Here is a 19,014-nt window from a genome sequence, read left to right as displayed (position 1 = left end):
TAGGGCAGCCTACAAAGTCGGAGGCAGGAGGGATTGTTTTGGATAAAACGATGTATCTATCCCGGATTCAATTATTTAATGAGTTGGACATGGAACAAATACAGAATCTAGAGCATGTGACTCCAGCGAAGATCGTCAAAAGAAAAACGCTGATTGTTTCTCCGCATCTGCCACAAAAACGGCTGTTTTTGGTGAAATCAGGGATGGTTCGACTGTACCGGGTATCGCCATCAGGGAAAGAATTAACCGTTGATCTATTAGGAGAGGGCCACATTTTTGGTGAGATCGGACTCTTCACGACATGGTCAGATCGTTTGTACGCGGAAACCATAGAAGATTCGATCATTTGCAGTGTGGGCAAAGAGGAATTCGAGGCGGTGGTTAAGTCACACCCAGAGCTGGGGCTGAAGATGATTGAGATCGTATCTATGCGGTTAAAAGAGGTAGAGGAAATGCTCGAACTCATCGCCTACGGAAGCGTGCGGAAAAGACTCCTCTTTTTGCTCTATAAGCTATCGCAAAAGTTTGGGAGAAAACTGGATTCAGACCAGGGATGGGTTCAGTTGGAGGTCAAGCTTACGCATCAAGAATTAGCCAGTATTGCTGGGAGTATTCGTGAGACCGTGACGGAGCAATTGAAGATTTTTGTAGCCGAAGGGCTGATCAGCAGGGCTGGTCTACGCGGTCCATTATCCGTACAGCCGGAGCGGATATTGAGGGCGATGGAGGCATGCGATTGAAAAGAAAAACTTCTGAGCTGTAGGTGAAAACTTTCCTCTGACGGCTACTGTGAAAAGCATCCGAATTGTCGCGCCTGATGGACTTCCTGCTTGCCAATCAAAACCGGAATAATGGAATATACTATAGATCATAACGGCTTTAATCTTCATCCGACACCGCATTTTTACCGTACTTTCGCTTTTCTTCGATATCCTAAGTGATCATAACTTACACTTGGCGGTGATCTTAGGTGAACATTCTGCTTGCGGAAGATGATAAGAAACTGGGGAAATTAGTGAAATACGTCTTAGAGAAGAAAGGCAATTACCACGTCGATTGGGTACAGAATGGGGAAGAGGCGCTGGTCTATGCCAAAGGCTCGTCCTATGACCTGTTGGTGCTGGATTGGATGATGCCCGTGATGGACGGAATTGAGGTATGCAAGAGCTTGCGGTCATCCAACTACACACAGGCCATCCTCCTGTTAACCGCGAAGGATGCGTTGCAGGATAAAATCCACGGATTGGATGCTGGTGCAGATGACTACCTGACCAAGCCGTTTGAGATGGAAGAATTGCTGGCACGCTTGCGTTCGCTCGGACGGCGGAATTTCGCGCCGATTCAAGCGGATGCCGTGACGTTTGGCGAGTTTACGTTAAACCGGACTTCTCATCAACTGTTGCGAAATGGAGAGGAGATCCTCCTCAGCCAGCGGGAATATCAGCTGCTTGATTTATTTTTACAGAACATCGGCAACGTGCTGACCAGGGAAGTCATTCTCGACCGCGTCTGGGGGATTGGCAGCGATGTGTCTCATAAAAACGTGGATGTGACCGTGAAGATGCTTCGGGATAAATTGGAGGGCATTGGAGTGGGACAGATGATTCACAGCGTCAGGGGGGTTGGATACCGATTTGAAAGATAAACGCATGAAAAAGATAGATTTGTTTCTTCAGACACAAAAAAAGCTAACCTTCACGTATACGTGGCTGATCGTTCTTTTTTTGGTGCTGTTTTCGGTGATTGTATCTGTGTTCTTCATGGGGTTTGTGTACCAGGAGCAGCGCCAAGATATTCTGTCCGCGTTATATGCGACGGAGAATGGCAGGGTGGTCGTACCCGATCTGGCGGAATCTCGGAGTGAGGATTTATACTTTTTCTATATTCTCAATAACCGCGGGGGCGTTGTGGCCGGAAGTGAAGCTTTCCCGACAGCTGGCACTCCTTATGTAGAGCAATTGGCCAGATGGCATCCGAACCGGGACGAGTTCCGGCTGGAATGGAATACGCCATCCCGTGCTCATCATGACATCAGAAAGCCAAAGGAAAGGGAGCGGCTGCTGTTTCTGGGAGCGCGCCCGGTCGTGGCAGGAGACGGAAGACCTGCCGCTATCTATGCGGCCAAAGACGTGACCTTTTACTTCGAGGTGTTTCAAAATCTTCTGCTTGTCTTCCTCTTTATTCTCGTTTTCTTTGTAATCGCTGCGGTATGGCTGAGTTATTCTATGAGCAAAAAAGCAATGATCCCGATTCAACAGGCGTACAAGCAGCAGCAGCAATTTTTGGCGGATGCGTCACATGAGCTTCGGACGCCTCTTAGCATTATGAATACATCTTTGGATGTGATCGAGATGGAGAACGGGGAAGATTTGACTTCCTTCTCCAAGGAGGTCATGTCAGATCTGAAGGAAGAAGTCGGACGGATGAGCGGGATGGTCCAGCACCTGTTGATTCTCGCCCGTTCCGACTCGGGCGCGGTTGAGTTTGAGATGGTTTCGTTTGATCTGGTGCCCAAGATCCGTCAATGGGTACAGTCCTTTGAAGCCGTAGCACACACAAAACACATCTCGCTGCAAGCCGAGCTGCCTGATCAGATGACCGTCAGGGGAGATATCGAGCGGATCAAGCAAGTGGTGTATATCCTACTCGACAATGCGATCAAATACACACCGGAGGACGGGAAGGTTGAGCTGACGTTGGGCCAAAACCCTACGTACTGGTCTCTTTCTATCCGCGACACGGGAATCGGGATTCCAGAAGACGAACAGCCGCGGATTTTTGACCGTTTTTACCGGGTGCAGAAACATCGCTCGCGGGAGGAAGGAAGCGCTGGGCTTGGCTTGTCGATTGCGAAGTGGATCATCGATTCTCACCAAGGGTCAATCGAAGTGGAGAGCGCTGTGGGCAAAGGCAGCAGATTTATCGTGAAATTCCCAAATCTCTAGGAGGGCGTGCCCTTTCTCTTTATCAAAAAAGAGGAAGGGTTTTTATTTTTGTCTGTTTACCGTACTTTTACTTTCCGTCGGTATAGTAACAGATGTAGAGAACAACAGACACGAAAGGATGGATGAAGCATGAGATCCGGTAAAGGTTGGATCAAGAAAGGTATCATCATTGCGTTAATCCTCAGCATAGTCGGGATTGGCGTGAAGTGGGTAGCAGGAGTGGACAGATCCCCATATGAGCAAGCATTCACACACACCAAGCAAAGCGTGGGGCAGTTCATCTCCAGTCAGGGGGGAGAGGCTTGGGCTGCTGGGCCGCGTGGTCATCACGATCGAGGGATGCGTGGAGGCGGCCAACACCATCATGGCATCGATGGAGGCATGATCGTAGGTGGAATCGTTCTCGCAGGTGGATTGCTGTACTGGGTCAACAAACGAAGAAAAAGCTCAGGCGGTATCTTAGTAGCACAAGCAACCCCTGTGATCCCTACTACCTCTGATTTCTTGGATCAATGGGAAAAAAATCAAACCAATACAAAGGAGTCGAACTAACATGGGTATCTTCAGACGTGTAAAAGATTTGTTTTTGGCGGAAACGAACGGGCTGTTGGACAAGTATGAACAACCAATCAACATGGTGAATCAATATATCCGCGAGTTCGAGCACGAGCTTGCCAAAGCACAAAAAGCGCTGGCCAATCAATTGTATATTGAAAAAAGACAAGCCGCCCTGATCGCCGAGACCGAAGCCAGCATGGAAAAAAGAGACCGCCAAGCAAAGCTTGCCGTGAAGCAGGGCGAGGATCATATCGCGAAGCTGGCTCTGCAGGAAAAGCTGCTGCAGGAGAAAAAATGGGCTGCCTACCAGGAGCAGTATGCGACGATTCAGAACCAAACCAAAACATTAGAAGAACGCATTGCCCAACTGCTTGCACAATCGGAGGAGTATAACCACCGCCGCCTGCTCTTGGCTTCCCGGGCCAACGTCGCTGCTTCTATGAAGCAGATGAACCAGAGCGTCGTATCCTTCCAGACAGAGCATGTATCCAAAGGCTTTGCCCGTGCGGAAGAAAAGGTGCTGATGCTGGAAGCGGAAGTAGAGGCGATTGCTCATTTCTCTTCCCCAGCCAAGCGTACCGCTCCTCAATATCTGGACCCTACGCTTAAGGATGATATTGAAAGAGCATTGGACGAGTTGAAACAACAGAACCAAGAGTAGAATAAAATAGGGCGAATGCGCATGAGACGGGTTAGTTAATGTAACTCGACAAGAATACCACGATTGGAAAAGCCCGATGCGTTAAGGATCACGGAGAACCTTGATGCATCGGGCTTTTACGATTAAAAAAACGTCTTATCAATTAGAGATTTAAAGGAAAAGAGGGCAAGTCCACTGATTATCAAAATGAGTTAGAGTTACTCAGCTTTCTTATAAATCGTCCAAGCGCGATAACTGCTCTAATCACGGCATACAGATACATCAATAATATAATTGCAAAAAATACAGTATTCCACTTCGCACCCGACAACGTCAAATTCCAACTTAGTACAAACAAATAAACCGAATAAGCAACATTCACGATCACTTGAATGACAAACCAACCATATGACTTAATACTAAGAAATATTATAGGAGCCATGGCTAGAAAAATAAAATAGATAGGCTCTAAATAAAAGGCGTAGGGACTATATTTCAGAGTGAATAACTCCCAAAACGTTAACATCGTATTCCCTCACATCCTCCCTGCTTACCTAAACACCTTACTTTGAAGCACCTCCAAAGCTCTTTCCACCTCCGCACGCTCTTCCTCCGTCAGAGACCCCATTAGCCCCATAAACCGCACCTCAATCTCCCGAAAAGCCTGATCCATCATCCCACGCCCTTTTTCAGACAGACTAATATACTGCTTCCGCCGATCATGGACATCCGTAATCTTCTCGCACAACTGCTTTTCGGTTAATTTCTTAAGCTCACGGCTCATATTCGGCATGGACATATCAATGCATTCGCTAATTTGACTAATCGTAACAGGCTCACTCACATAAATATATTCTAGGATACGATACTGGACGGGTGTAACGGATTCCAGCTGGATCCCTTTGGTCATTTCCTTTGAGTTCTCATGGACTGCTGTAATAAAACGGACAAACTTCTGAAACAGTTGATTATCCACGATTTGATTCACCTCTGTTACCAACATAACAAACAACTTATCCAAAAACAATTATCATTTGACAACCAAAAAATGATGTGTTACCTTTTAGTTATCAAATGACAAGTAAGCGGGGATAAGAGAATGAATATTTTGTTGATCTTCACACATCCGAATCATCAGAGCCTGAACTACGCCTTTGCACAAGAGGTCTTAAAAGGGTGTAAGGAAAACCAGAAAGTGAACAGCGTAGAGGTCTTGGATCTGTACGAAGAGGGGTTCGATCCTGTTCTTGTATTCAATGAAGAGAAGCGCCGCCGTGATATGCATATCGACCCGAAGCTGGAGAAGTACAGAAACCAGCTCCTCTGGGCAGATAAGGTCGTTTTCATATATCCGATCTGGTGGGGACGACCACCGGCGATGTTGTTGGGGTATATTGACCAGATGTTTAGCTCTGGATTCGCCTATAAGGAGAATGGAAGGACTTTTCCAGAGGGATTATTAAAAGGAAAGTCGGTCGTATGTATCTCGACCATGAAGGGGCCGACACTGTATCCGTTGTTCTGGCTTAATAATGCACACAAAGTCCTGATGAGAAAGGCTCTGTTTAATTTTGTAGGGATTCGGAAGGTGAAGTTTTTCGAGTTCGGCAGTATGGAAAAAAAGCAAGGGAAGCATAAAGAGAATCTAGAAAAGGTTTATAAATACTTCAAGGCCCTGAACCAATAGCCCTACTCTTACATCATCCATTTAATTAGATTGATAAAAAATAATGAACATCTTGACGATTATCTCATTGATTGATAAATTAGGTGAAAATTCTTATCCAGAGAGGTGGAGGGACTGGCCCTACGAAACCTCAGCAGCAGGTCTGTTATAGACACTGTGCTAATTCCAGCGGGTGATGAGCCTGATAGATGAGAGCGTAAGTAAGGTTTGGGTTTGCCAGTCCGCGCACTCTTTTATAGAGTGCGTTTTTGTTTTTCTGGACAGGAGTCAAAGGAGGTTAGGGATGGAGAACACAGAGAACAGAGAGAAGCAAGAATTTCAAAGAAAGATGCAGGCACGGCATTTGATTATGCTGTCGCTTGGGGGAGTCATTGGGACAGGATTATTTCTGAGTTCGGGTTACACGATCCAACAGGCTGGGCCGTTTGGTACCATTCTGTCGTACCTGATTGGTGCCTTGGTGGTGTATCTGGTGATGCTGTGTCTGGGGGAGCTTTCCGTACATATGCCCGAGACAGGGTCGTTTCATAGCTATGCGGCTAGATACATAGGGCCGGGAACTGGATATACGGTAGCCTGGTTGTACTGGCTGACCTGGACGGTTGCCCTTGGTTCTGAATTTACGGCAGCTGGATTACTGATGCAGAGATGGTTTCCGTCGGTCAATGTCTGGATCTGGAGTGCTGTGTTTGCCATTTTAATCTTTGTCTTAAATGTACTGACGGTTAAATTATTCGCTGAATCTGAATTCTGGTTCGCATCGATCAAGGTAGCGGCTATTGTGATGTTTATTGTAGTAGGGGGAGCGGCCATGGTAGGCTTTCTGCCGATGGCTGGTTCGGAGTCTGCACCGTTCCTGACCAACCTGACAAGTGCGGGTTTATTTCCGAATGGTGCGTTTGCGATCCTCATGACCATGCTGGCCGTTAATTTTGCCTTTTCAGGAACGGAATTAATCGGGGTCGCAGCCGGTGAGACGGTCAATCCGGAAAAAACGATCCCCCAAGCCATCCGCACGACCCTGTGGAGATTGATCATCTTTTTTGTGGGAACGATTGTTGTGTTATCTGCGTTATTGCCTATGTCGGATGCAGGTGTGTTGGAGAGCCCGTTTGTAGCTGTTCTGGAACGAATCGGGGTGCCTTATTCAGCAGATATTATGAATTTTGTGATATTGACAGCGATTCTGTCTGCAGCCAACTCCGGTCTTTATGCTTCCTCCCGTATGCTGTGGTCGCTGGCCGACAAGAACACGATCTCACCGGTTTTTGCAAAGCTGACCAAGCAGGGTGTTCCACTGAATGCAGTCATTTTCAGCATGTTGGGAGGAGCATTGTCTCTGTTCTCCAGTATGGTGGCACCAGACACGGTGTATATCGTGCTTGTTTCAATTTCGGGTCTGGCCGTGGTGGTCGTGTGGATGAGTATTAGTGCTTCCCAGTTTCTATTCCGCAGACAATATATAAAAGAAGGGAACTCCCCAGAGAATCTGGTCTACCGTGTACCGCTTTATCCACTGGTACCGATCGCTTCTTTTATCCTTTGCCTGGCATCTCTGATTGGGATTGCCTTTGACCCGACCCAGCGGATTGCTCTTTATTGTGGCGTTCCATTCATCCTGCTTTGCTACGGGAGCTACTATCTGACACAAAAGTTAAAGAAATGAGGTACTGATTATGTCCAACAAAACCAATCCAATTGACGCGATTTTATCTGAGCATTCCATGATGATACTTGACGGAGCACTAGCAACAGAGCTGGAGTCACATGGATGTAATTTGGACGATCCCCTGTGGTCCGCACGGGTACTGCTGGAGTGTCCAGAATTGATTTATCAAGTTCACTCTGACTATTTTCATGCTGGTGCGGATTGTGCGATTACGGCCAGTTATCAGGCGACGATTCCAGGTTTTGCTGCACGCGGGATACAAGAAGAGGAAGCGGTGGACCTGATTAAGCAGACTGTGTTGATTGCTAGGAGAGCAAGAGATGATTTCTGGCGACAAAATACGCAGACGAACAGACCGAAGCCATTGGTCGTGGCATCAGTTGGACCCTATGGAGCTTATCTGGCAGATGGTTCCGAGTATGTCGGCATCTACGGTGTGACCGATGAGACACTGGCACAATTTCATCGTCCAAGAATGGCAGCGTTAATTGAAGCAGGTGCGGATCTGTTAGCCTTTGAGACGATCCCTTCTCTGCAGGAAGCCAAGGTATTGGAGTCACTGTTGCGGGAGTTTCCGGGTACGTATGCATGGCTGTCCTTTTCCTTACTAGATGAGAAGTCGATCAGTGACGGCTCCAAGCTGGCGGAGTGTGCAAGAATATTCGATGGCAGTGAACAGATTGCGGCGATTGGGCTTAACTGTGCGCCAATCACGGTTGTTACAGGTGCGATTCGGGAGTTGAGTGGAAGCACCGGTAAACCGATTCTAGTCTATCCGAACTCGGGTGAAACCTATCAGCCAGAGACGAAAACCTGGTCTGGGGAACAATCCTGCAGCCATTTTGATCTGAAATCAAAAGAATGGTACGATGCAGGCGCACGCCTAATCGGAGGATGCTGCAGAACAGCGCCTCGTCATATTGAAGAGATAGCAAAAACGTGGCGGAATCCGCAATAAGATAAAGCATAACCGCTAAAAGACACTGGCTGTGGTACGCGTTCGAATAAAAAATGAAGAGGCCACTCCTACTGTCAGGAGTGGCTTTGTTTTATCGACATGGTATCATGTATTCATGGTTGATCACCAGATTTGCTAAGATAAGGTAAAAATAAGGTGGAAAGGAGGAGTCATTTTGCCGCCCAATCAGACCGTGGTATGGATTCCCCTTCTGTATCCGATTTTGAAACCGATTCTGCTCAATGGAGTTAACCGATGAACAAAACCGACCGTCTCCTAGCTATCGTCCTCGAACTACAGCGGAGGGGCACCCTGCGTGCAGAGGATTTGGCCGCCACCTTCGAGACCAGCGTCAGAACCATCTATCGGGATATGCAGTCCTTGAGTGAAGCCAACGTACCTGTCATCGGTTCACCGGGAACGGGCTATTCCTTGATGGATGGATACTTCCTGCCCCCGGTCAGCTTTGCAGCGGAGGAAGCCGTCACCTTGCTGATGGGTGCTCATTTTGTCGAGCAGAAGTTCGATCCACACTACCAGGCTCATGCCCAGACCTCCCGCGCCAAGATCGAAGCGATCTTACCGGGTCACGTCCGCTCAGAAGCAGCCAGGATTCTCTCCACCGTCCGGCTGTTGGCGACTGGTCGAGACCACGATCATAGCAGGGACGAAAAGGAAAGAATAGAAGCTCTTCGCCAAGCTATGCTACATACCAAAAAAGTTCAGTTCCGCTATACGAAGAAAGCACCTGAACCGGATGGCAACCGCGAGAGTTTTCGGGTGGTTGCACCATATGGACTTGTGCTTGTTCACGGTTCATGGATATTGATCGCGCAGTGCGATCTGCGGCAAGAGATCAGGCACTTCCGTCTGTCGCGGATGAGTGAGCTTCAGGTGATTGCCGAAACTTACGAATATCCGGCAGACTTTCGTTTGCAGGATTACCAGCCAGCAGACGACCGGCATGTGTATGTACGGATGTTAGCCAAGCGGGGAATCGTCGATCGGGTGAAGGAAGCGAATCATTTTTACCTGGACACCATGGAGGAGCATCCAGATGGGCTGCTCATGACCTTCCGCGTCAGGTATCCCGAAGAACTGCTAGAATGGATACTTGGCTGGGGGGCGAATGTGGTTGTACTGGAGCCTGAATCATTGCGGGGTAGAATTCGTGAGGAAGCCGAAAAAATGCTCGGACACTACTGACATAATGCTGTCAGTAGCGTTTTCGTATGATAGGGATATCACTAAACAGGAGCTGGTATATATGAGTACAAATGAAACCTTGCAGCGTTTTGAAGAGCTGACGAAGCACTATCTGGAAGAGCTAAACGACTACAGCCTGGAGCAGTTGACGCGTCAGCCAAGCGAGGATGAGTGGTCGCTGGGTCAGATGTACCTCCACTTAATCAACACCGCTATGTATATGCAGTTGCAGAATATTGAGTTGTGCAAAAATGAGGCGAATGTGACGGCAGAAGAGAAGACAGAGGCTGGTCAAAATGTGTTTACGCGTGGAGCCTTCCCGCCTGTGCGGATTAAACTTCCCGCTTCCCCGCAACACACGCCACAACAGCCTGTCAGCAAAGAGCAGATCGCAGACGGATTGAACACGGTACTGGCGCGTATGAAGGAAGTAGAACCGTCCCTATCCCTGATCTCTCCGCAGCATAAAGTTGCACACCCGAGATTAGGTGCACTGAATGCCGTAGAGTGGTACCAGCTGATTGAGATGCATTACCGTCATCATCTGGGGCAGAAGGATCGGTTAAAAGGCTTTTTGCAGGCTCATGTGTAAGGCAATGTAAACGTGTAAAACTAGGTCTTTCCTGATTACCAATTATTTGATTAAATTGGTTTTATCATTACAAATAAATTTCTCAACAAGATCCGAAATATCAATGAGAGAAATGGTAGATGGAAGGGTGGTATTTTATCATGGGCTTGGAAATGAGAAAACAATGTGAGAAGTGTACAAAAGAACTCGAAACCGATTCGGTAGCCTATATCTGTACGCATGAGTGCACATTTTGTCATGACTGTACAGAAAGCATGCATCAGGTATGCCCGAATTGCGGAGGCGAGCTTGTCAGAAGGCCAAGAAGTGGAGCTGTAACGGTAAGCTGTTCAATCGGTGGCTAAAGCCTTTCCTATGGGCACGATACGCGATTGTTAACACAGCTTAGGCGTCTATGATTTTCTGGTTATCGATTAACCATCTCTCCTGAAAAGCTCTTCTTGCCGCCCAGCCTACATCCTTAATATACCAACCATTCACGGAACCACCGACTAAAGCACCAATAGCGGGGATGGCTTGAAGGGCTTTTCGTTTTGTCAAATGAATACCGAGTTGTTTGGCCAGATTTCTAATAGCAATAATGGCTGCCTCGTTACTCAATCTGTCCTGGACTGCTTTTTGAGCGATCTGCTTCCAGGTTTGTTTCATAACAGTATTCTCAACCATTCGTAATGCTGCAAAGGCAGCCATTTTCTCTTCCATCGAGTTGGCTCCTGATGCCGATAGAATGGCCAGTACAAAGTTCTTATCACTTTCAGAAGTGCACTCATAACCGTAACATAATCCAATTTTGTCGATGGTACGGGTCGCTAGCGTAATGATTGCCGGAATATCGACAGGGGCAGAAAGAATCCCCCAAAAAACCGGTAGCCGCTCCTTCTGCTGCATCCAATCATTACAGTTTCCAAACAATTGGGGCATGCAGTGGAAAAACTGCTACATTTCCACTATACTTGGAAAAGTCACTTCAAGGAGGAAATGTAAAGATGTCTACGTTACCACATTGTCCAAAATGTAATTCAGCCTATACATACGAAGACCAAGGCCAGTTCGTCTGCCCGGAATGCGCGCATGAGTGGTCGCTGGAAGCAGAAACGGCAAGCGCAGAAGAACAACGAGTCTTCAAAGACGCTAACGGCAACATCCTAAACGATGGTGATACCGTAACCATCATCAAAGACCTCAAAGTAAAAGGTAGCTCATCTGTCCTGAAAGTCGGGACAAAAGTGAAAAACATCCGTCTGATTGTAGACGGCGATCATGACATCGACTGCAAGATCGATGGTTTCGGCGCGATGAAGCTGAAATCCGAGTTCGTGAAAAAGGTATAGAGGTAACAAAAAAAAGGCGTCCAGCCATGTGTTGGACGCCTTTCATTTTTATACGGTAAAAATCTTAGTAAGCATATGCGAAAAGTGCATTGATATGAGTCAGGTAACGAGTCTTAGAGCCTTCTTTTAACAGAGCAGCTGGGAAGCCTTTCATGAATGTTCCGCTTGCACCTACGGATGCGATCGCGTCTTTGCGGCCCAAGCTAGCCAGCTTACCGGAGTTCACAGGCTCGAATTTCTCCATCTCAAGACCTTTGATGTAGGCGAAGATGTTGTAACCAACAGTCTCACCCATTTGCCAAGCCAATTGAGCGGTTGGTGGGTAAGGACGACCATCTGCGCTCATCACCACTGCGCTGTCGCCAGCGAGGAAGATGTCGCTGTGGGAAGTGGATTGGAGGCCTTCGGTTACAGTTGCGCGGCCACGGTTTACTTCGATACCGGAGTTCATCACAACGGAGTGACCTTGTACGCCTGCTGTCCATACGAGTGTGTTGGTAGGGAAGGTGCGGCCGTCTTTGAGTTCGACTGCGCCATCTTTGTAGGCAGCGATTGGCACACCGGTGAGGAAGGTTACACCGCGTTTTTCCAAGCTGGATTGCGCGCGTTCTACCAGCTCAGCCTCGAAGCCTGCGAGGATAGAAGGACCTGCTTCTGCGCAGTAGAGGGAGATGTCGCTGAAGTTTACGCTCTTTTGGCGGCACCATTCTGGGAGCATGTCCACCAATTCACCAACCAGCTCGATACCGGTCAGACCGCCGCCTGCGACAACGATGGTAGCATCTGCTTTGTCTTTGGACTGGCTGTATGCTTCGAGGCGGGCATCGATGTGAGCGCGAAGACGGTTCGCCTCTTCAACGGATTTGAGGGTGAAGCTGTTTTCTTCGATCCCTTCGATGCCGTAGAATGCAGTTTCACTGCCGAGTGCTACTACGAGGATATCGTAGGTGTATTCAAAGCCGTTCGTTGCTACAACAATTTTCTTTTCTGGTTGGATGCTGCCTACGGAGTCGATGATGAGATCGATGTCTTTGCCGCGGAGCAGTTTTTCCAGTGGAAGGCCAACTGCTTTTTCATCCAGGTTACCAGCTGCCAAGCGGTGCAGCTCGGTAATGATTTGGTGTGTTGGGAAACGGTTGATCACCGTCACAGAAGCTTCTTGTGGTGTCAGATATTTTCTTACCGTTAACGCACTAAGCAGACCGCCATACCCGCCGCCTAGGATGAGAACTTTCTTCATTTTTTCTTCCCCCGTCCGTGATTGAAGTATGTCAATGAATTATCGGCGAGCTTGACGCTCTCCCATGATTTCCAAGAATGCTTGTGAGAAACGCAGAACCTTTTGTACTTGTGGATCTTTCAGCATTTTGATCATGCCAAACAGGCCGATGGTCTCGTTGCTTTCGGTAGCACGGTCGTTGGCTTCGATAGCAGTAGCGATGCATTCTTTTGCCTTCGCTTCTACAGGCTTCACGAATTCGTTAATGCCGCCTTTGATATCTTCAATGAAGACTTTATCGTTCACGAGAGCATTCGCTACATCGTAGGTTTTGGTCAGCACGGTTACCATTTCAGTTAACTTTGGCAGATTCTCAACCAAAATAGTCAGAGATTCCTGTACTTCAGGTTTCATCAGTTGGTCAAGAACGTCTAATGGTTCCCGGGTAGTCTTTTGTTCTGTGGTGACTTCCAGCACTTGCTCGGCAGTTTTCGACATAGTAAGACTCCTTTGCATATTTTATGAATATCTTTTCGTACCTAAAAGATTAGTGAAAATTTTCACATAAAACTTTCTAAATAGTACCACTTTGGGCCTGTTAAATCAAGCGAAATTTCTAGTAACAATCCGATTTGTCGCACAAACCAGAAGATTTGATGACAAAAAATGACGCCCTTATTTTCCAAGAATCGACACCGTGCGGGATGCCCTATTTTTTTGTGGGATAGAACTCCCATTACGCTGGATATTGACACAAACTTACAGGATATGTTATTAAAATAATAGATATTAGCACTCTATCTATCGGAGTGCTAACAGAGCGAACAGGCTATCTGAAAGGAGACACTCACCATGGAAAAAAAGCAGTTTCAAGCAGAATCAAAAAGACTGTTAGACATGATGATCAACTCTATCTATTCTCACCGCGAGATCTTTTTGCGGGAGCTGATCTCTAATGCGAGCGATGCCATCGATAAAATCTATTACAAGGCACTGACTGACGATGCCCTGCGTTTTGACCAAGACAGCTACTACATCAAGGTAGCGGCTGATAAGGAGAACCGCATCCTCACCATCACCGATACCGGGATTGGGATGACCAAGGAAGAGCTGGAGAGCAACCTCGGAACGATCGCGAAGAGCGGCTCGTTGGCCTTCAAAAAAGAGAACGAACTCAAGGATGGACATGACATCATCGGTCAATTCGGGGTTGGGTTCTACTCCGCCTTCATGGTGGCAGACGTCGTGACCGTGACCAGCCGGGCACTGGGCAGTGATGTGGCTTACAAATGGGAATCTACAGGTGCAGACGGCTACACGATTGAGCCGGTCGAGAAGGATTCCGTAGGTACCGAGATCATTCTCAAGATCAAAGAAAATACCGAGGATGAGAACTACGATGAGTTCCTCGAAGACTACCGTCTGAGATCCATCATCAAAAAGTACTCCGACTTCATCCGCTATCCGATCAAAATGGATACGACCCGCAGAAGACCGAAGGAAGACAGCGAGAACGAATACGAAGAGATTCACGAAGAGCAGACCATCAACAGCATGGTTCCGATCTGGAGAAAGAACAAAAACGAGCTGACAGCCGAAGACTACGAGAATTTTTACAATGAAAAGCGATATGGCTTCGACAAGCCGATCAAGCATATCCATATCAGTGCCGACGGGGCCGTCCGCTACAATGCAATCCTGTTCATCCCAGAGAAAATCCCGTTTGATTACTACACGAAGGAATATGAAAAAGGCCTGGAGCTCTACTCCAACGGCGTCCTGATCATGAGCAAATGCGCCGACCTGCTCCCTGACTACTACAGCTTCGTCAAAGGGATGGTCGATTCCGAAGACCTGTCTCTCAATATCTCCCGCGAAATCCTGCAGCATGACCGCCAACTGAAGCTTATCGCCAAAAACATCAAGAGCAAGATCACCAGCCAGCTGCAAAGCCTCTTGAAGGATGACCGGGAAAAATACGAGGAGTTCTATGAGTCCTTCGGCAGACAGCTGAAATACGGTGTCTACAGTGATTTCGGTGCCAACAAAGACACCCTGCAGGATCTCTTGATGTTCTACTCTTCTAAAGAGAAGAAGCTTGTCACCCTAGACGAGTATGTGTCCCGCATGCCGGAAGACCAGAAGTATATCTATTATGCTTCCGGTGAAACCATCGAGCGCATTGACAAGATGCCACAGACCGAGCTTGTTGCGGAAAAAGGCTATGAAATCCTCTATTTCACCGATGAAATCGACGAGTTCGCGATCAAAATGATCATGAGCTACAAAGAGAAGGAATTCAAATCCGTATCCAGCGGTGACCTCGGCATCGAGGCGGAAGAGAACCAAGAGAACGCGAATTCCGATGAGAACGAAAACAAAGACCTCTTTGCCTACATGAAAGAGACCCTCTCCGGCAAGGTAAAAGACGTACGGGCCTCCAAACGTCTGAGATCTCACCCAGTATGCCTCTCCACAGACGGCGAAGTCACGATTGAGATGGAGAAAATTCTCAATGCTATGCCGAACAGCCAAGGCGTGCGTGCGGAGAAGGTGTTGGAGCTCAACACGAACCACGAGGTGTTCCAAGCCTTGAAGGATGCGTTCGAGAAAGATAAAGAGAAGCTCAATCTCTACACCAACCTCCTGTACCATCAAGCCCTGCTGATTGAAGGATTGCCGATTGGTGACCCGGTCGAATTTACGAATGATATCTGCAAAATCATGGTGTAGGCTCATTCTGAGCTGTATATAGGAGAAACCCTCCCTTGTCGGAAAAAACGGCAGGGGAGGGTTTCTTTGTTTTTCATATGGAAAAGTGAATCTAGCTCACTTCACGGCTGCTCACGCACTTTTTGACCCATCGCAGCAGGCTTGGCTCGATCACCCACAGGTGAAAGTTTTCGTTAATATAGACAACTGCCTCTGAATCATCACCAAGCGTATAAGAGTCAAGCTCATAGCGGGGCAGTCTTTTCCGATCCACGAGATAGTCGATTACATGAGGATTCTGCTCGATCGCAGCATCAAGCAATTGTTCAGCCTTTGCTGTCGGTCCGTTCGTCTCATACTCGATCAGTACCCGGCTATAGTTCGTGATGGCGTTGTTATCGTCATAGGTTTCCGTTAGGTGTAAGGCTTGCTCGAACTGTCGCAATTCGATATAGATGCTGAGAAGAGAGCCGCGAATTTCTTGGTTGTCATGGGGATTGTGTTCAAGCATCTTCTCATATTCCTTTGCTATTTGTTCCAACGGATGTTGCACCGGTTCGCTGTCTGAGGTAAGAAGATTGACTTCTTCGGCAAAAGCATCCATCAGCTCTTCATTATCCAAGATTTCCTGAACTCGCTTGGAGATCGAACCTACAGAGACATCGTACTTCTCCGCCAGAGATTCCTTTGTCACTGGGAGGTCGAATAGCTGAGCAATCGAGTATTCCACTGCAGCGGCTACGACGCCTTCTTTTCTCACGACCGGTTGGGAGGCGGTTGAGTACATATTCCACAATCGGACGGCCATCTCAATGAGAAAGGGTTCATACTCGGGATACATGCCCGTGACAAGCCGGTTCGCCAACATCTTATAAGGATGATTGCTCCACGTGTAGTCCAATTCAATCGAATTCAGCACTGCATCTAATGGGTGCAGCATAATCGTTCCTTTGATGTCAGGTTGTTCATCCAAGGGTAAGCAACACTTTTTATACTTTTTTCCACTCCCACAAGGACAGGGGTCGTTTCTGCCTATTTTCAAGATCGACAGCTCCCTACTTTATATAGTAATTCCAGATTGTATCGTATACATCCATTCTTTTTCAGTGCTTGAGGATCTTCGAGTCGCCTCTTCTCCTATTCCTAAAGCTTATTAAAAAAACTTAATTAAATAAAGTGAGGAAGTTAGATTTCCTTTAAATTTATTGCTACTATATGAATTATAATTCCTCACTCAAAGGTGAAGCACATGATCGTATATGAAGCAACCAAGGAAGAATTTATCGAAGACGTTTTTAATGATCAGCTTGTACCGAACATTCGCACGAATTACAATGCCAAGATCGGCCGCGTAAATGAAAGTGAGATTCGGGCTTGGAAGAACTCTATGGAGTATATGTACCGCATTTTGGTTGATCATGAGATTCCAAACGATGCAGGGGTCGCCATCGAGTTTAAGATCCCCTATACGTCCAAAAGAGTTGACTTTCTCATTTCCGGAAGTGATGACCATCATAATTCGGTTGTCATTGTAGAATTAAAGCAGTGGGAAAGAATTGAGAAGGTAGAAGGGAAAGAAGCCGTAGTCAAAACAGCGATAAATCGTTCTATGGTGGAGACGACACACCCATCCTATCAAGCATGGTCGTATGCAACACTGATTAAGGACTACAATGAAAACGCCCAGAATCATGGGATCGACTTTTATCCTTGTGCCTACCTTCATAACTATATCGGGTTAGAAGAACAGGACCCGTTGACTGATGAGGACTATCAATATTACATTGATCAGGCACCCGTTTTTGTTAACGGAGATGCAGCGAAATTACGGGCTTTTATTAAACGGTATATCAAATACGGTGATCATAAAGAAAACCTATATAAAATCGAAAATGGGCGTATCCGGCCATCAAAATCCCTGCAAGATTCCCTGACCAACATGCTGCAGGGTAATCGTGAATTCGTAATGATAGATGATCAGAAGGTCGTGTATGAAACAGCCCTTCAGCTAGCTAATGAAGCAATCAGAACCAACAAAAAACAGGTATTAGTCGTCGAGGGTGGACCTGGAACCGGAAAATCTGTATTAGCGATTAATCTGCTTGTCGAGTCAACAGCACGCAATTTGGTTTGCCAATATGTAACGAAAAATGCAGCTCCGAGGAAGATATACGCGCGGAAATTAAAACAGAACTTCAGAAAAAGTCTTATTGATCACCTGTTTACGGGTTCTGGGAGTTATATAAATGCTGATAGAAATGAATTTGATGTTCTGATTGTCGATGAGGCGCATCGGCTTAATGAAAAATCAGGTATGTTTCAAAATCTTGGTGAGAATCAGGTAAAAGAAATTATAAATGCTTCCAAGCTGTCTGTCTTTTTTATTGATGAACGTCAAAGAGTTACCTTAAAAGATATTGGCAGCATTGAGGTTATCGAGAAGTTCGCCCATTTGCAGGGGGCTAAGGTTACCAAAGTCCAATTAGAGTCACAATTCCGTTGTAATGGTTCAGATGGCTATCTCGCATGGATTGATGACGTGTTACAGATCCGTCAGACAGCTAATTCCAATCATACAGGCAGTGACTACGAATTTCTGATTTTCTCTGATCCTAACGACTTGTGTAAGGAGATCGAACGGCTGAATAAAGAAAACAATAAATCACGATTGGTAGCCGGTTACTGTTGGAACTGGGTGAAGGAGGGCAAAAATAAAAGTGAATTTCATGACATCGTAATCCCCGAGTACAATTTCGGCATGAGTTGGAACTTGGGTAATTCAGAGACTTGGGCGATCGATGAGAATTCGGTTCATGAGGTTGGCTGTATTCATACGTGCCAGGGGCTGGAGTTTGATTATGTCGGTGTGATTATTGGAGATGATCTAATTTTCCGTGACGGTCAAGTCAAAACCGACTATACCAAACGCGCGACAACCGACAGTTCACTAAAAGGCCTGAAAAAAATGCTGAAGGATCAACCTGATCAAGCAAGAAAAATAGCAGATGATATAATTAGAAACACCTACAGAACCTTACTGACACGTGGTCAAAAAGGGTGCTTCGTGTTTTGCACAGATAAAGAATTAGAGGGTTATTTAAAAGGAAGAATGTCAGAAATCCAAGTCAATTATACGAAAAATGAATTTGTTAGACCTATACAGGTAGTTGCAGAAGAGAAACTAAACTATTAGTGTGCCAGACATCAGGAAAAGCCAAACCCATGAAACTCAGGGTTTGGCTTTTCTCATATACATCCTTCCCTTACGAAAACAACACGACTGTCCTCAGCGAAAAAAGCGAATTAAAATTCAGATGGAAGCTCGTCAGTGGAAACGGTTGGACCGTTGGAGACGCTGGTGCTTACTTCTTCATCGCCAGCTGCGAATGTTGGGGCTGGAGCCAACAGGGAGAGGGCAAGAAAGCCTCCCAATACCACATGCAAAAGTCCTTTTTTTCCATTGCTTTGTTTCATCATGATCGCACCTTCCTTTTTTC

At 46.7% G+C, this 19,014-nt stretch carries 20 protein-coding genes, 1 pseudogene and 1 riboswitch; of the genes and pseudogenes, 14 read left to right on the top strand and 7 right to left on the bottom strand.

Going from position 1 to position 19,014, the window contains the following annotated elements:
* Positions 1-38: 38 nt before the first annotated feature.
* From FGI41_RS22045 to FGI41_RS22025, 5 genes are all read left to right on the top strand, one after another.
* Positions 39-740 carry a Crp/Fnr family transcriptional regulator gene (locus FGI41_RS22045; RefSeq protein WP_139492460.1) on the top strand — a complete coding sequence of 234 codons (702 nt, stop codon included), beginning with the start codon at positions 39-41 and terminating at the stop codon, positions 738-740.
* Positions 741-970: 230 nt separating this feature from the next.
* The gene (locus FGI41_RS22040) at positions 971-1,645 is read left to right on the top strand and encodes a response regulator transcription factor (RefSeq protein WP_139492459.1); all 675 of its coding nucleotides are present in this window, start codon (positions 971-973) and stop codon (positions 1,643-1,645) included.
* Complete coding sequence (locus FGI41_RS22035; protein ID WP_255298595.1) at positions 1,635-2,945, top strand: sensor histidine kinase; 1,311 nt, start codon at positions 1,635-1,637, stop codon at positions 2,943-2,945. Before FGI41_RS22040 ends, FGI41_RS22035 begins: the two co-directional genes overlap by 11 nt.
* 129 nt (positions 2,946-3,074) lie before the next feature.
* On the top strand, positions 3,075-3,497 hold the full coding sequence (locus tag FGI41_RS22030; RefSeq protein ID WP_139492458.1) for a hypothetical protein: 423 nt from the start codon (positions 3,075-3,077) through the stop codon (positions 3,495-3,497).
* 1 nt (position 3,498) lies between these two features.
* Positions 3,499-4,164, top strand: coding sequence for a PspA/IM30 family protein (locus FGI41_RS22025; protein WP_139492457.1), 666 nt, complete (start codon positions 3,499-3,501; stop codon positions 4,162-4,164).
* A gap of 529 nt (positions 4,165-4,693) precedes the next feature.
* Here FGI41_RS22025 and FGI41_RS22020 read toward each other — a convergent pair.
* The gene (locus tag FGI41_RS22020) at positions 4,694-5,119 is read right to left on the bottom strand and encodes a MarR family winged helix-turn-helix transcriptional regulator (protein ID WP_368656822.1); all 426 of its coding nucleotides are present in this window, start codon (positions 5,117-5,119) and stop codon (positions 4,694-4,696) included.
* A 123-nt stretch (positions 5,120-5,242) separates the two neighbouring features.
* Between FGI41_RS22020 and FGI41_RS22015 the strand changes: the two genes are divergently transcribed.
* From FGI41_RS22015 to FGI41_RS21990, 6 genes are all read left to right on the top strand, one after another.
* Positions 5,243-5,830 (top strand): NAD(P)H-dependent oxidoreductase, encoded by a 588-nt coding sequence (locus FGI41_RS22015; protein WP_139492455.1) that lies wholly within the window; start codon positions 5,243-5,245, stop codon positions 5,828-5,830.
* A 90-nt stretch (positions 5,831-5,920) separates the two neighbouring features.
* Positions 5,921-6,025, top strand: a riboswitch (SAM riboswitch).
* 88 nt (positions 6,026-6,113) lie between these two features.
* On the top strand, positions 6,114-7,496 hold the full coding sequence (gene mmuP / locus FGI41_RS22010) for an S-methylmethionine permease (protein ID WP_139492454.1): 1,383 nt from the start codon (positions 6,114-6,116) through the stop codon (positions 7,494-7,496).
* A 10-nt stretch (positions 7,497-7,506) separates the two neighbouring features.
* A complete protein-coding gene (gene mmuM / locus FGI41_RS22005; protein ID WP_139492453.1) occupies positions 7,507-8,457 on the top strand; it encodes a homocysteine S-methyltransferase in 951 nt (316 codons plus the stop codon).
* A gap of 255 nt (positions 8,458-8,712) precedes the next feature.
* Positions 8,713-9,663 carry a helix-turn-helix transcriptional regulator gene (locus FGI41_RS22000; protein WP_139492452.1) on the top strand — a complete coding sequence of 317 codons (951 nt, stop codon included), beginning with the start codon at positions 8,713-8,715 and terminating at the stop codon, positions 9,661-9,663.
* A 61-nt stretch (positions 9,664-9,724) separates the two neighbouring features.
* On the top strand, positions 9,725-10,255 hold the full coding sequence (locus FGI41_RS21995) for a DinB family protein (protein WP_139492451.1): 531 nt from the start codon (positions 9,725-9,727) through the stop codon (positions 10,253-10,255).
* Positions 10,256-10,395: 140 nt separating this feature from the next.
* Positions 10,396-10,599: a DUF1272 domain-containing protein gene (locus tag FGI41_RS21990; RefSeq protein WP_139492525.1), complete on the top strand. Its 204-nt coding sequence runs from the start codon at positions 10,396-10,398 to the stop codon at positions 10,597-10,599.
* Positions 10,600-10,639: 40 nt separating this feature from the next.
* On the opposite strand, the gene FGI41_RS25285 is transcribed toward FGI41_RS21990, so the two are convergent.
* On the bottom strand, positions 10,640-11,176 hold the full coding sequence (locus tag FGI41_RS25285; RefSeq protein ID WP_139492450.1) for an EcsC family protein: 537 nt from the start codon (positions 11,174-11,176) through the stop codon (positions 10,640-10,642).
* Positions 11,177-11,241: 65 nt separating this feature from the next.
* Between FGI41_RS25285 and FGI41_RS21980 the strand changes: the two genes are divergently transcribed.
* Entirely contained in the window at positions 11,242-11,586 is a 345-nt protein-coding gene (locus tag FGI41_RS21980) for a zinc ribbon domain-containing protein YjdM (RefSeq protein ID WP_139492449.1), read from the top strand.
* 64 nt (positions 11,587-11,650) lie between these two features.
* On the opposite strand, the gene FGI41_RS21975 is transcribed toward FGI41_RS21980, so the two are convergent.
* A complete protein-coding gene (locus FGI41_RS21975) occupies positions 11,651-12,826 on the bottom strand; it encodes an NAD(P)/FAD-dependent oxidoreductase (RefSeq protein ID WP_139492448.1) in 1,176 nt (391 codons plus the stop codon).
* Positions 12,827-12,865: 39 nt separating this feature from the next.
* The gene (locus FGI41_RS21970; protein WP_139492447.1) at positions 12,866-13,303 is read right to left on the bottom strand and encodes a DUF1641 domain-containing protein; all 438 of its coding nucleotides are present in this window, start codon (positions 13,301-13,303) and stop codon (positions 12,866-12,868) included.
* 354 nt (positions 13,304-13,657) lie between these two features.
* Between FGI41_RS21970 and htpG the strand changes: the two genes are divergently transcribed.
* The gene (gene htpG / locus FGI41_RS21965) at positions 13,658-15,538 is read left to right on the top strand and encodes a molecular chaperone HtpG (protein ID WP_139492446.1); all 1,881 of its coding nucleotides are present in this window, start codon (positions 13,658-13,660) and stop codon (positions 15,536-15,538) included.
* Between the two features lie 91 nt (positions 15,539-15,629).
* Here the strand turns inward: htpG and FGI41_RS25155 are convergent, their stop codons facing one another.
* Positions 15,630-16,490: a tetratricopeptide repeat protein gene (locus FGI41_RS25155; RefSeq protein ID WP_176560394.1), complete on the bottom strand. Its 861-nt coding sequence runs from the start codon at positions 16,488-16,490 to the stop codon at positions 15,630-15,632.
* A pseudogene (locus FGI41_RS25575) lies at positions 16,491-16,559 on the bottom strand (SEC-C metal-binding domain-containing protein); the annotation flags it as partial.
* 207 nt (positions 16,560-16,766) lie between these two features.
* Between FGI41_RS25575 and FGI41_RS21955 the strand changes: the two are divergent.
* Positions 16,767-18,710: a DUF2075 domain-containing protein gene (locus FGI41_RS21955; RefSeq protein WP_139492445.1), complete on the top strand. Its 1,944-nt coding sequence runs from the start codon at positions 16,767-16,769 to the stop codon at positions 18,708-18,710.
* Positions 18,711-18,820: 110 nt separating this feature from the next.
* Here the strand turns inward: FGI41_RS21955 and FGI41_RS25145 are convergent, their stop codons facing one another.
* Positions 18,821-18,994, bottom strand: a complete 174-nt coding sequence (locus FGI41_RS25145) for a hypothetical protein (RefSeq protein ID WP_176560393.1) — start codon at positions 18,992-18,994, stop codon at positions 18,821-18,823.
* Positions 18,995-19,014 lie beyond the last annotated feature (20 nt).

This window comes from Brevibacillus dissolubilis, assembly GCF_006170445.1.
Taxonomy (GTDB): domain Bacteria; phylum Bacillota; class Bacilli; order Brevibacillales; family Brevibacillaceae; genus Brevibacillus_B; species Brevibacillus_B dissolubilis.
This window is presented reverse-complemented; position numbering and strand designations above follow the sequence as displayed.

Coding starts and splice junctions, on each gene's coding strand:
- FGI41_RS22030 (WP_139492458.1), top strand. CDS start 3,075: ATGAGATCCGGTAAAGGTTGGATCAAGAAAGGTATCATCATTGCGTTA.
- FGI41_RS22025 (WP_139492457.1), top strand. CDS start 3,499: ATGGGTATCTTCAGACGTGTAAAAGATTTGTTTTTGGCGGAAACGAAC.
- FGI41_RS22015 (WP_139492455.1), top strand. CDS start 5,243: ATGAATATTTTGTTGATCTTCACACATCCGAATCATCAGAGCCTGAAC.
- mmuP (WP_139492454.1), top strand. CDS start 6,114: ATGGAGAACACAGAGAACAGAGAGAAGCAAGAATTTCAAAGAAAGATG.
- mmuM (WP_139492453.1), top strand. CDS start 7,507: ATGTCCAACAAAACCAATCCAATTGACGCGATTTTATCTGAGCATTCC.
- FGI41_RS22000 (WP_139492452.1), top strand. CDS start 8,713: ATGAACAAAACCGACCGTCTCCTAGCTATCGTCCTCGAACTACAGCGG.
- FGI41_RS21995 (WP_139492451.1), top strand. CDS start 9,725: ATGAGTACAAATGAAACCTTGCAGCGTTTTGAAGAGCTGACGAAGCAC.
- FGI41_RS21990 (WP_139492525.1), top strand. CDS start 10,396: ATGGGCTTGGAAATGAGAAAACAATGTGAGAAGTGTACAAAAGAACTC.
- FGI41_RS25285 (WP_139492450.1), bottom strand. CDS start 11,176: ATGCCCCAATTGTTTGGAAACTGTAATGATTGGATGCAGCAGAAGGAG.
- FGI41_RS21980 (WP_139492449.1), top strand. CDS start 11,242: ATGTCTACGTTACCACATTGTCCAAAATGTAATTCAGCCTATACATAC.
- FGI41_RS21975 (WP_139492448.1), bottom strand. CDS start 12,826: ATGAAGAAAGTTCTCATCCTAGGCGGCGGGTATGGCGGTCTGCTTAGT.
- FGI41_RS21970 (WP_139492447.1), bottom strand. CDS start 13,303: ATGTCGAAAACTGCCGAGCAAGTGCTGGAAGTCACCACAGAACAAAAG.
- htpG (WP_139492446.1), top strand. CDS start 13,658: ATGGAAAAAAAGCAGTTTCAAGCAGAATCAAAAAGACTGTTAGACATG.
- FGI41_RS21955 (WP_139492445.1), top strand. CDS start 16,767: ATGATCGTATATGAAGCAACCAAGGAAGAATTTATCGAAGACGTTTTT.
- FGI41_RS25145 (WP_176560393.1), bottom strand. CDS start 18,994: ATGATGAAACAAAGCAATGGAAAAAAAGGACTTTTGCATGTGGTATTG.